At 35.6% G+C, this 11,976-nt stretch carries 11 protein-coding genes; 2 read left to right on the top strand and 9 right to left on the bottom strand.

What is annotated here, in order from left to right:
• Window positions 1-130 precede the first annotated feature (130 nt).
• Entirely contained in the window at window positions 131-1,504 is a 1,374-nt protein-coding gene (locus tag PXC01_RS13615; protein ID WP_276472833.1) for a Gfo/Idh/MocA family protein, read from the top strand.
• A 2-nt stretch (window positions 1,505-1,506) separates the two neighbouring features.
• Here PXC01_RS13615 and PXC01_RS13610 read toward each other — a convergent pair whose 3' ends face one another.
• From PXC01_RS13610 to PXC01_RS13580, 7 genes are all read right to left on the bottom strand, one after another.
• Window positions 1,507-2,523: a LacI family DNA-binding transcriptional regulator gene (locus PXC01_RS13610; RefSeq protein WP_276472832.1), complete on the bottom strand. Its 1,017-nt coding sequence runs from the start codon at window positions 2,521-2,523 to the stop codon at window positions 1,507-1,509.
• 159 nt (window positions 2,524-2,682) lie between these two features.
• Window positions 2,683-3,999 carry a xylose isomerase gene (gene xylA / locus PXC01_RS13605; protein ID WP_412759655.1) on the bottom strand — a complete coding sequence of 439 codons (1,317 nt, stop codon included), beginning with the start codon at window positions 3,997-3,999 and terminating at the stop codon, window positions 2,683-2,685.
• A gap of 10 nt (window positions 4,000-4,009) precedes the next feature.
• Window positions 4,010-5,497, bottom strand: coding sequence for a xylulokinase (locus PXC01_RS13600; protein ID WP_276472831.1), 1,488 nt, complete (start codon window positions 5,495-5,497; stop codon window positions 4,010-4,012).
• A gap of 234 nt (window positions 5,498-5,731) precedes the next feature.
• Complete coding sequence (locus PXC01_RS13595) at window positions 5,732-6,373, bottom strand: response regulator transcription factor (protein WP_276472830.1); 642 nt, start codon at window positions 6,371-6,373, stop codon at window positions 5,732-5,734.
• 683 nt (window positions 6,374-7,056) lie between these two features.
• Window positions 7,057-8,835, bottom strand: a complete 1,779-nt coding sequence (locus PXC01_RS13590) for a PorP/SprF family type IX secretion system membrane protein (RefSeq protein WP_276472829.1) — start codon at window positions 8,833-8,835, stop codon at window positions 7,057-7,059.
• Between the two features lie 65 nt (window positions 8,836-8,900).
• Entirely contained in the window at window positions 8,901-10,127 is a 1,227-nt protein-coding gene (locus PXC01_RS13585; RefSeq protein WP_276472828.1) for a TolB family protein, read from the bottom strand.
• Between the two features lie 155 nt (window positions 10,128-10,282).
• A complete protein-coding gene (locus PXC01_RS13580) occupies window positions 10,283-10,426 on the bottom strand; it encodes a hypothetical protein (protein WP_276472827.1) in 144 nt (47 codons plus the stop codon).
• A gap of 238 nt (window positions 10,427-10,664) precedes the next feature.
• On the opposite strand from PXC01_RS13580, the gene PXC01_RS13575 reads away from it, so the two are divergent.
• Complete coding sequence (locus tag PXC01_RS13575) at window positions 10,665-11,117, top strand: ferritin-like domain-containing protein (RefSeq protein ID WP_276472826.1); 453 nt, start codon at window positions 10,665-10,667, stop codon at window positions 11,115-11,117.
• A gap of 55 nt (window positions 11,118-11,172) precedes the next feature.
• Here the strand turns inward: PXC01_RS13575 and hpf are convergent, their stop codons facing one another.
• Both hpf and PXC01_RS13565 read right to left on the bottom strand, forming a co-directional pair.
• On the bottom strand, window positions 11,173-11,475 hold the full coding sequence (gene hpf / locus PXC01_RS13570) for a ribosome hibernation-promoting factor, HPF/YfiA family (RefSeq protein ID WP_276472825.1): 303 nt from the start codon (window positions 11,473-11,475) through the stop codon (window positions 11,173-11,175).
• 93 nt (window positions 11,476-11,568) lie between these two features.
• A complete protein-coding gene (locus PXC01_RS13565; RefSeq protein WP_276472824.1) occupies window positions 11,569-11,967 on the bottom strand; it encodes a VOC family protein in 399 nt (132 codons plus the stop codon).
• Window positions 11,968-11,976: the final 9 nt, after the last annotated feature.

Raw genomic sequence — 11,976 nt, 5'->3', positions numbered from 1 at the left:
TTTTGATTTAAATATACCTAAATAAGCTTAACATTAACAAATTCATAACTGTTCAATATAATTTTTAAAGTATTTATTATCTTAACAATATTCTTTAAGATATCTATAATTCATTAAAACTCAATTTGTCATGCCAAAACAACCTCTACCAATAAAAAGGAGAAATTTTATTAAAGCGGCATCGGCATCACTCCTTTTTACTTCCTTACCCTCGTTCGCTTTTCAATTTTTTGAAAACGAACAACCTAAAAAAGTAGCCCTCATTGGTGCTGGTTGGTACGGCACGGGAGATTTATTAAGGCTCATACAAATTGCAAATGTTGAGGTAGTTTCCATTTGTGATGTAGATAAAAATCAGTTAACAAAGGCTACTGAATTAGTTGCCGAACGCCAAAAAAACGGTAAAAAACCACAGTTGTATGCCGATTATAGAACCATGTTACAAGAAAAAAAATTAGACATTGTCCTTATTGGAACACCCGATCATTGGCATGCCTTAACCTGTATTGAAGCTCTTAAACATGGTGCCCATGTTTATGTTCAAAAACCTATAAGTGTTGATGTAATAGAGGGTGAAGCCATGGTTGCCGCAGCTAGAAAATACAATAAAGTAGTACAAGTGGGCACTCAACGAAAAAGTACACCTCATCTTATAGATGCTAAAAATAAAATTATAAACAACGGACTTTTAGGTACTGTGGGACATGTAGATATGTGTTGTTATTATCATATGCGTGCCAATGGCAATCCTCCAGAACAAAAAGTACCTATATTCTTCGATTATGAAATGTGGACAGGTCCTGCCCCATTACGCCCTTATGATGGCTTACCTCACAAAAGATGGTGGCGTACATTCAGGGAATATGGAAACGGAATTACTGGAGATATGTGTGTTCATATGCTAGATACCGTTCGTTGGATGCTAGACCTAGGATGGCCCAAAAGAATAAGTTCTCACGGAGGCATTTTTGTTGACAAGGACGGAAAATCAAATATATCCGACACCCAATCTGCCGTATTTGAATATGAAGACTTTAACTGTAATTGGCAACATAGAACTTGGGGAAACCCAGATGATGCAGACTACCCTTGGGCATTTAAAATCTACGGAGAAAAAGGCGTTTTAAAAGGAGATGTAATGAAGGCAGAATTTGTACCTGCTGATGGTAGCGAGACCATACGTTTTGATGTTCTTTATGAAAAAGAAGAATATCCTGAAGACCTCACGGAAAAAGATATTGAATTACATGCGGCACCAGCCACTCGTAGACATATGATCAATTTTTTAAATGCCATTCAAAATAACACAAAACCTGTTGCCGATATTGAAAATGGGCATATTTCTACCGCTAGTTGTATTTTGGCAAATTTGTCTATGGATCTAAAAAGACCTTTATCTTATGACCCAATAAGCAGAACGGTTGTAAATGATCCTGAAGCTACTGCACTATTGCAAAGGGCATATCGCGGAGACTGGAAACACCCTCACCCAGATACGGTATAAACTTATTGTAGTTTTTTGGTAGAATCCCTAACCAATAAACTAGTTTTTACTGTCTTGGTCTCATAAGGCAACCCTGGATTCTTGATCCTATTGATCAACAATTTAGCTGTTTGCTCACCAATATATTTGCCATGCTGACTTACCATAGTTAAAGATGGAGTTACGTATTTTGATAACTGCCCGTTGGTAAAACCAATTATTGAAATATCATTGGGCACATTATAACCTCTTGCCTTCACCACTTCCAATACTTGCACGGCAATCAATTCATCTATTCCTATAATACCATCTATTACCTTATAGTTCAACAAGAACGACATTAACAAATCTAAATCATCTTTTATGGTCAAGTTTATGACCAATTTAGAATCGAATGGTATGCCCAATTCTTCTAACGCCTTCTTGTAACCAAGAAGTCTTAATTTACCCACACTTGAGCTAGAAATTGGATTTACTACGGCTATATTTTTACAACCAATATTTATTAAGTATTTGGTAATTTTATAGCCTGCCTCAAAATCATCTACAACCACTTTATCACATTGTACATTATCCGAGACCCTATCAAAAAGTACTACAGGTATGTCATTGTTTATAACATCTATCAATGCATCATGCTTGTCTTCATTCTGACTTTCTTCGGCTAAGGACATAATTACACCATCTACCGTACCGGCATCAAAAAATTCCAAGGTTTTGGTTTCTTTAGCTTTAGACTCGTTACTGATACAACTAATAATATTATAACCACTTTCATTGGCAACCTTTTCTATTCCGTACAGCACCTGAACAAAAAAATAATTCAGAATATTAGGGACTACGACACCAATTGTCTTAGTACTCTTATTTAATAAATTAAGAGCCAACCTATTAGGCTTATAATGTTTTTCTTTGGCGTAAGCCTGTATTTTGACCTTAAGATCATTACTTATCTCATGACTATCGTTTATAGCTTTTGAAACGGTAGAGATAGATACACTAAAATGCCCGGCAATGTCTTTTAAGGTTACTTTTTTCATAATATGTACTGCAAAAGAACAGATTTAATTTGACATTTAAATTACTCATAAAAAGCAAAATGCCCCTAAGGTAAAAACCAAGGAGCATTTTGCTTGCAATTATAAAATGCCTTTTTACTAAAATTGAAATTAATCTATACTAGTTTTGGGCAGTACTATCTATATGTATTGATTGATGATGTTCTCAAACAATTCTTGCTTACCACTCTGTAATTCTAACTCTCCGTTTTCACTGGCAATATTGTAAAGATCCTTCAAATCTAATTTACCGTTCTCAAAATCTTTACCCTTACCAGAGTCAAAAGAGCTATATCTGTTTTCACGCAGTTTGTTATATGAAGAAGAAGAGATAATCTTGTCTGCAGTGATCAATGCTCTGGCAAAAGTATCTGCTCCTCCAATATGTGCATGGAATACATCTTCTAAATCGGTACTGTTTCTTCTAATCTTCGCATCGAAGTTTACTCCTCCACCTTGTAAACCGCCTGCAGCTAAGAATACCAACATAGCTTCTGTAGTTTCCTGAATGTTGTTAGGGAACTGATCGGTATCCCAACCGTTTTGGTAATCTCCACGGTTAGCATCCATACTACCTAACATACCTGCTTTTGCGGCAACCGCAATTTCATGCTGAAAAGTATGCTGTGCCAATGTTGCATGGTTGACCTCAATGTTCATTTTAAAATCTTTCTCCAAACCATATTCCTTTAAGAAACCAATTGCCGTAGCACAATCAAAATCATATTGATGTTTCATTGGTTCCATAGGTTTTGGCTCAATAAAGAAGTTACCCTTAAAGCCTTGACTACGTGCATAATCTCTAGCCATGGTCAAGAATTGTCCCATGTGATCTACCTCACGACCTAAATCTGTGTTCAATAAGGACATATAACCTTCTCTACCACCCCAGAATACATAATTTTCCCCTCCTAAAGCTATGGTAGCATCTAAAGCCAATTTAATTTGACCACCGGCTCTTGCCACGACGTTAAAATCTGGATTGGTAGCTGCACCGTTCATATATCTTGGATTTGAGAAACAGTTGGCCGTACCCCAAAGCAATTTTTTCCCGGATTCCTTCTGTTTTTCTTTCAGGTAATCCGTAATTGTTGCCAATCTTTTTTCAGATTCAGCAAAGGTGGGTGCTTCTTGAATTAAATCGAAATCATGAAAACAGTAGTAATCGAATCCTATTTTATCAAAGAATTCAAATGCAGCATCTGCCTTATCTTTAGCCGCTTGTACAGGATCTGATGATTTATCCCATTCAAAACTCTGCGTACCAGGCCCAAAAGGATCAGAGCCTTGACCACAGAAGGTATGCCAATATGCCGTGGAGAACTTAAAGTGCTCACGCATGGTCTTACCCGCTACAACTTGTTCTGGGTTGTAATATTTAAACGCCAACGGATTATCGGATTCTTTTCCTTCAAACTTAATTTTGTCTATACCTTTAAAGTATTCTTTGTTTGCCATTATGTTGATTTTATAAGTTGTTCAATATTAATTCCAATTCTTTTTTCCAGGTGGCATACGCGTTTTCATATGCCGTTTTATCTTCTTTTGGACTAAAGGTCATTACATAATCATTATCTAAGACAGCTTTACCGTATGCCTCAAAATCACCTTTATGCAGGTTTGCCGCCCTTGCAGCACCTATTGCCCCTGTAGTGTTATAAATCTCTATATCATACCCAATTAAAGTGGCTACCGTAGTTGAAAAGATTTCTGAACGAAATAGGTTATCGTTCCCGGCACGCATTACATTAACTTTTATACCGTCAGACTCCATGATTTCCATACCATAAACAAAAGAAAAGGCAATACCTTCCAATGCTGCACGGCACAAGTGCCCTTTACCGTGATTGTTCAGATTTAAGTTGACAATCCTAGTACCCACTTCGTTACTTTCCAGCATTCTTTCTGCCCCGTTACCAAAGGGAATCATGGATACCCCATCGCACCCGATCGGCACTTCCTTGGCCAGTATATTCATTTCTTCGTAAGAGGAGACATTTAAATTATTAAGTAACCACCGGTACTGTATTCCTGCTCCGTTGATACAAAGTAATTTTCCTATTCTAGCGGGTTTTCCAGGAGAATAGTTTACATGTGCAAAGTTGTTTACCCTTGAGCTTTCTTTTACGGAAAGATTATCCGTAACCGCATAGACCACGCCAGATGTCCCACCCGTTGCAGCTACTTCTCCTGGATTGAACACATTCAATGTCAACGCGTTATTTGGCTGATCTCCAGCCCTGTAAAGTATTGGGGTGTTTTTGGCAAGACCACTTTCGTTAGCTCCTTTTTCGTTTACTTTAGATTGTACCGAAAAGGTATCTACGATATCCGGTATCATTTCTTTTTTTAGCCCATAATAATTCATTACCAAAGAGGCTAAACTGTCTTCTTTAAAATCCCAAAAAATACCTTCCGATAAACCAGAAACAGTGGTGTTCACCACGCCTGATAATTTATAGGCGATATAATCTCCAGGCAGCATTATTTTATAAATCTTGGCATATACCTCTGGTTCATTTTCCTTTACCCATTTTAGTTTTGATGCCGTAAAATTTGAGGGTGAATTCAGTAAATGGGTATCGCAGATTCTTGGACCTATTTCTTCATATGCCGCCTGACCTATACCTACTGCCCTACTGTCACACCAAATAATTGACTTTCTTAATGAATTACCATCTTTATCAATAAGCACTAGACCGTGCATTTGATATGAGATACCTATACCGGAAATATCCGATTTTTTAATATTCTCCTGTACACATAATTTTTCAATGCCACTACAGACATAGCTCCACCAATCTTCCGGACTTTGTTCTGCCCAGCCGTTTTTTACAGCTTCCATAGACATTTCTGTCTCTGGTTCTGTAACTACCCCAACGCTCTTTCCCGTTGATGCATTTACCAAGGCAATTTTAATAGACGAGCTTCCTATATCTAATCCTAAATGGTACATAAACTATATAAATTGGTTTGCTATAATAAGTTAAACCAAAAATAGTTACTTAACGGACCATTCAATATTTACGCAACGAAATATTATCGTAATTACTTTTTTACAAAATCTAAAAATTCAAATTATAATATTTAATATATTGATAATCAATATATTATAATTAAACCTGAAAATAATTTATTTTCGAAAGGGTTTTCGTACTACCCTTAAAATCAACAGATAAGATTTCACAATTTAATACTGTTCTAGCTGATTTTGTAATTGTTCCAACTTAGAAAGTGCTTCTGATTTTGAGTTTACATCTAGCTTCAAATAAATATTCTGAATGTGAAAATTTACTGCGCTAGGGGTCACAAATAGCTTTTTTGCAATCATCTTATAAGTGGCGCCCTGACATAAAAAATCTACGATCTGGTTCTCCCTTTCAGAGAAAAAAGCAAATGTCTTTTTATGAAAATTGCTAATGATTTTCTTGACTATATCATTGCTCATGGCCGCACCTTCATTTTCCATACTACGCAAGGCATGCTCCAACTTATCTAGGGTCAGCGGCTTCGTTAAATAACCGTTTGCTCCTTTCTTGAAGGCATTTTTAATAACATCAAAATCATTTACTTCGCTGAACATTATAATGTTCACTTCCCAGTCTTTCTTTTTAAATAACTTGATGGCGTCAACACCGTTCATATCATCTAGATCAATTTCAGAAAGTACAATTTGAGGCTTGGTGAACCTAAAGTCTTTAATGGCATTTTTGGCAGATGTATAACTACCTACCACTTCATAGCCATTAATATCTTCAAAGTGATTTTTATAAACAGAATGTAATGAACTATCTTTTTCCAATACTATTATTCTAATGTTTGAGTCTTTCATAATCTCCATAGTTTTTGAAGCTATCGTTCTAAAAAAAGAACAATAACTTAAGTTAGTTTTGAGTAATCTCAAGGACTTTGCAAAAGGCTTGAATAACGAAAAAACGGCTATGTTTGTTGAACAAATAGTGCATGCTATCTGTTCATTTTTACATTAAAAATTGACAAATGTAGCCTAGAAGAACCATCTAAATTTAGATAATACTTCGTTGTTGTTCAGTTAAAAATTAATTTAAAAACGGATAACCGTTAGTGAGTTAATTCTAAAAACTGCGGCCTTTGACCAACTTTGAATAAAAGAGATTTTGAAGTTCTAAAAGAGTAGAAATCTTGTCAAGAAAAAAATGAGTTTTAAAACCGGAATTCAGTAGATTAAATTCATTCATGGTTGTGGGGGGATTTGGGGTTATACAATTGGGTTTGAATCTTTTTGGTGATCGAAATATATATATTATTGCAATAAACCCGTTGAAAACATCGGAATTTTCGTTCAAATACCACTTTTTCTTAAAAAATAAGGTAATTCGTCGATAGTTAATATAAAGTTAAAACCAAATACCACCTTCAATCTAAACCAAAAAATAAAGGAGGGGCCCCAGTTATCCCCCCGGACAACACCCCTCCTTTTATTGACAATTCAAATCAACCATATAACCTAAAAAGGTTCATAGATTTTAAAAATTATTATTCAATGCTTATATCATCATCTTCAAAAGTATTGGAAGCGGTAGCTGTTGTTTCGCTAACCTGCATGATCCATTTTTCTTTGCTGTATTTTCCGTTTAAATCTGTGCTTGCCGCAAGTTGGGCATCATTTTTATAATCATAGTCTGCCAAGTACACATAATAAAGACCATTCTCTTTATTATAAAATTGTTTTGGATTCAAACCTTTCTCCCGTAATTCTTTCATAAAAGCGTTCATATACTTTGTTTGGCTATACACATTGGCTATAACATAGTAACCAGAGTTCATATCTATAACATTAGAATCTATCATCATTTTCACCGGTAACGCGGTAAAATTATCTCTCGTAGATGGTAATTCTTTAAAATTTGCCCTTCTTGCAGCCTTCTCTTCCGCAGCATTTGAAGCAGCTGTTGGTACCTTAGCCGTTGCAAAAGCATCTGCAGGTTCCGTCACAAAATCAATTGCATCGTCCTTAAGATCATTAGAAGCGTAAGAAGTTCTTTCTTCTGCGCTAAAATCCTGTAAAGAACTTTTGATCGTTGTATCTATGTCATTTCGCAACATTCTCACAATTAATTCAAATCGTTCTTCAAACGCCGCTATTCTTTCACTTTCAATAGAATCTTGACGAAGAATCAGCTCATCTAAGATCATTTTATTTTCATAAGCCAAACTGTTTTCTGATACCGGTACATTGTTTTGGCTTTCTTGCTTTCTTTTGCCGGCCTTTCTTGCACTATCTCTTTCTTCAATTAGATGTGCTATTTGCTCTTCATAATTACGTACGATATTATCTATTTGATTGTCCGAAGAGTTATCTGCTACCGTGATAGCCAAATCATCATCCTTAAATTTATATGCCAATGTAATCTCATGGTTCCACCCAAGGTTGGCATCTTCGTTAGAGAGATCCTTCTCCATTAAATAACCTAAAGACATTTTCTCACTAAGATTGAAACCCACACCTGCTGCTACACCATATTCCTCATCAACAGTAGTTTGCAACCAACCATATTTAGGCATATCCAATAATAATGAGCCAAAATAATATAAGCTGCCATCATAATTTTGACCTACTTGTGCCATTGGCATTAATCTGGCATTTTCAAAAAGTCCCCTAGTGTGATCAAATGAGTGGGTATATTGCACAGATGCCTTAACGCTCTTGGTAGATAACTCGGTCAAAAATTCGTTCGTTGTTTGGTTGTATTTTAAAAGATCTTCTGCATATAAACCAAAATCGAACTTACCTAAAGATAGGTTGATACCTGGTTGTACGGCAATTTTACTTTCTTTTCGTGCATCTGCTATCTCCGGGTCATCTGTACTTACCACAATTCTGTTTTTATCCAAACCTTGGTTAAAATAGGTGACATTTGTACCAAATGTTAATACAGATTTCTCTCCTAACCGTACTGCGGAGGCATAGTTGGCATTGAATCCAAATTCTTGGACTACGCCAGACCATTGACTGTAAACACCTATACCTACTGCGGTATTTTCGTTTAATTTGTTACTAAAACCTAAGAAGTAGTTTTGACTATTATCATCAAAGGTTGCATATTGATTTCTGTGCAAAATATTTAAATATGACTTATTCTCACGTACCAAGGAGAATGTTGGGTTTATAAAAAACCTATTGAAGAATAATTGGTTGTGGTACGTACTGCTTGATCCTAAATTTGCATTGGTTTCTTGACCTTTTACTGTCTGGACAAGAGCCAATAAAAATAAAGCAATAAGAAAACTATTGATTTTATACGGACTTTCCATAACGATTAAGTTTAATGATTAAAATTGAATTTGTCTATGAATTGGGGGAAATGAACAATGGGTGGTTATTCATCTTCAAATACAGAGCTGGAATACTGCATTTGTTTGCCTGAGTTAAAGGCTTCTAAAAAACGGTCATCCCTATCTTTCTTATTAATGGGTTCGTCACTTAAATTAAAGGCTACATTCTGTGCACTCTTCCCTTGTGCCATTCTATTGCTTACTACATAGCCAGAACCATCGCTCTGTAAAAGATTTACAGAATACTCATCAAATGAACTGTTAATGGTATTGCCCATGTTTACCGCTAACCCAACACTACGCTGCCCTACCTCTACCATATAGACATCTAGCCCACCGTAGCCGTCCCTACCATCAGAAGCGAATACCAAACTACTATTGGATATTGGATTGGGAAGTACATCGTTCTTCTCCGTATTTACTTTTGAACCCAAGTTTTTAGCTTGCCCTAAAGTTCCATTTTTTTGAATTGTTGCTACATAAATATCATATTTCCCAAATGTACCCGGCATATTGGATGCAAAAAATAATCGACTGCCATCTGGCGAAATTGCGGGATGCTTTGCGGAGAAATCACCGGGACAAACTGCTACCTCGGTAATTTTTTTCCATTCACCGTCAACCTTATCGGCTTTGTAGATTTTATGTATTTCTTTCTTTTTGGAAAACATACCGGTTGTAGGCTTACGGTATACTTTTTTACTGTAATATGCAGTGTTGCCACCATTTGTCAATGCTACCGGTGGTGCATATTCACCAGAAGTTTTTACCGGTGCCGCGGTGTTAGAAGCAAATTCCTTTATGGCGCCTTGATCACCCCATGGCAAAAAATTTCTTCTATTATTGGAGGTTAGACGTGATGGCACAATAGTACGTGTCATTTTATAATCGTCTTTGACCAGCTCTGTCCAGTTCTCATCGGCTATTTCGTTTTGGACTTCTTTGCCCAATTGAGAAACCGCATGGTCAAATCTTTTTTGATAGCTCCTTTTTAAAGTACCGTCTTCAGAAATTTCCATGAGCCTACCGTACCAGTATAATGCATTTGCATAATTTTTGGTCAAAAAATTGGCATTACCCAAATCTTCAAATATCTCTGAATCAGAAAAACCTAAACTTTTTAGCTTGTTGTAATTCTCTGTACGGTTGGTTACCTCTTCAACCTTTCTTTGCTTAAAACTTGTGCTGTTGTCATTGTAGGCCAAATCTTGCCCATAACCCATGGTTGCCATACAGGCAAACAATAGGGTGAATTTAATTGAATTGTTCATGTTACTAGATTTTGGGGATTAATACTCCAAAGGTCTTGTAACTTTCTTGATCGCTTATTAATAAAAATTCATAGGTTTTTGAAAATTTAATAAACTATTAAATAGATAATTTCAATTAAAATACTGAAAATCAATTATTTAAATTGTGTTATCAATTATTTTTCAACCTGTTTATTTTTTCTCTTGTCCTTAATGTAGGTGTATCCCAAATATGCAAGCTGTAAACCCACTGCCGCCATTTTCAATTTTCTACTTCTTACCAATAATTTCGCTACTCCAAAAAGTGGTGTTAATCTCATAATTTTATTTTTATAGTTGATCACAAAAGTAATGGAGAGACATATTGAAGCTTTGCTCTATACATAGAAATGATAAACCATAAACCTTAAAAACCTTTATGATTTACAGTATGTCATAGATTATTGAATACAGCAAAACATCTACTTTTTACAACTAAGCTTTACGGTCTAATGGCATTACCTTGTAAGTAGAAAATTTGTTTAATCATAGACCATAGTGTCTAGTAAAATTTAATACATGAATACTGATATAAAGAAAATTGAAGACCATTTAAAAGATTTGATAAGTAAAAACGAAGATGCCATAAAAGGATTTGAGAAAGCCTCTGAAAATTCTAAGGATGTTGGAATTAAAAGTTATTTTGAGAAAAAAATTATTGACCGTATGCAATTCTTAAAGGAACTAAGAGCAGCGGTACCTGAATTGGAATTAGGTAGTGTAGCCATTGAAGGAAGCGCTGCGGGAACATTACACAGAACTTGGATGGATGTAAAAGCATTCTTTGCAGAAGATAATGATGAAGCAATGTTAGAGGAAGCCATAAGAGGTGACAAAGCGGCAATCAATGATTACGATAATGCTCTGGCCGAGGTCATGATGCCACACAGATTAAAGGAAATCATTAGAGTGCAAAAAGAACATTTACAGAATGCACTAGAAACAACTGAGATTTTAGAAGATTATAGATAAATCATCTATAATAAAAAAAGCCCTTGCAAATTGCAAGGGCTTTTTTTTGTGCTCATTAGTAAGTTTTCATTTTGTCTTTACGCTTTTTCAACTGTCGTTCCAATTCACTGACAGATTCATTTACAGATTCTTCAAAATTTTGATTACTTGCCTCTGCAAAAATTCTAGGACCAGGTACGCTTAATCTTATATTGCAAATCATACCTGTTTCATCAGAAGATGTGTTTTCTTGTTTTAAAAAGACATCTGCCCTGATAATATCATCGAATTTGGCATGCAGCTTGTTCAGTTTTTCTTCTGCATATCCTTCTAATCTATTGCTGGCGGTTACACCGTCGTACTCAAATATTATATCCATAGTTTATATTTAAAAATCGAGGTCTAGACCATATGGGCCAACACCTCGATATTATAGTTCATTTTAAAATTTTAGTAATTTTCTATTACACTCTTACTTATCAACATTTACCATCCAGCCAATGCCAAAACGGTCTGTACATCTACCAAAATATCCCCATTCCCGTTCTCTAAACTCGTGGTGAATTTGACCTCCGCTAGACAATTCCTCAAAAATTTGTTTTCCTTCATCCATAGTATCCAAATCAACACTCATATTAATTTGGTTACCATTGTTCAACGGTGTATCGGGTGCGGCATCATATGCCATAAAATGTACTCCCTTTCCCTTTAATTCTGCGTGTTGTAATTTTTGACGAAATGATGATGGCACGTCAATTTTCTTGTCCTCGTATGTTTGTTTGTTCTTTATATCTGCATTGAACAGATTTGCGTAGAAACTTAATGCTTCTTGGCAATTGCCGTTAAAGGCTAAATATGCTTGTATTTTCATGATAATTAT

The sequence above is a fragment of the Maribacter huludaoensis genome, from assembly GCF_029350945.1.
Taxonomy (GTDB): Bacteria; Bacteroidota; Bacteroidia; order Flavobacteriales; family Flavobacteriaceae; genus Maribacter; species Maribacter huludaoensis.
The sequence above is the reverse complement of the archived record's forward strand: the minus strand, read 5'-3'. Positions and strand labels throughout refer to the sequence as shown.

What these genes read in the sequence shown, in the direction of transcription:
- PXC01_RS13595 (WP_276472830.1), bottom strand. Translation starts at nt 6,373, where the DNA reads ATGAAAGACTCAAACATTAGAATAATAGTATTGGAAAAAGATAGTTCA.
- PXC01_RS13585 (WP_276472828.1), bottom strand. Translation starts at nt 10,127, where the DNA reads ATGAACAATTCAATTAAATTCACCCTATTGTTTGCCTGTATGGCAACC.
- xylA (WP_412759655.1), bottom strand. Translation starts at nt 3,999, where the DNA reads ATGGCAAACAAAGAATACTTTAAAGGTATAGACAAAATTAAGTTTGAA.
- PXC01_RS13565 (WP_276472824.1), bottom strand. Translation starts at nt 11,967, where the DNA reads ATGAAAATACAAGCATATTTAGCCTTTAACGGCAATTGCCAAGAAGCA.
- PXC01_RS13615 (WP_276472833.1), top strand. Translation starts at nt 131, where the DNA reads ATGCCAAAACAACCTCTACCAATAAAAAGGAGAAATTTTATTAAAGCG.
- PXC01_RS13590 (WP_276472829.1), bottom strand. Translation starts at nt 8,835, where the DNA reads ATGGAAAGTCCGTATAAAATCAATAGTTTTCTTATTGCTTTATTTTTA.
- PXC01_RS13580 (WP_276472827.1), bottom strand. Translation starts at nt 10,426, where the DNA reads ATGAGATTAACACCACTTTTTGGAGTAGCGAAATTATTGGTAAGAAGT.
- hpf (WP_276472825.1), bottom strand. Translation starts at nt 11,475, where the DNA reads ATGGATATAATATTTGAGTACGACGGTGTAACCGCCAGCAATAGATTA.
- PXC01_RS13610 (WP_276472832.1), bottom strand. Translation starts at nt 2,523, where the DNA reads ATGAAAAAAGTAACCTTAAAAGACATTGCCGGGCATTTTAGTGTATCT.
- PXC01_RS13575 (WP_276472826.1), top strand. Translation starts at nt 10,665, where the DNA reads ATGAATACTGATATAAAGAAAATTGAAGACCATTTAAAAGATTTGATA.
- PXC01_RS13600 (WP_276472831.1), bottom strand. Translation starts at nt 5,497, where the DNA reads ATGTACCATTTAGGATTAGATATAGGAAGCTCGTCTATTAAAATTGCC.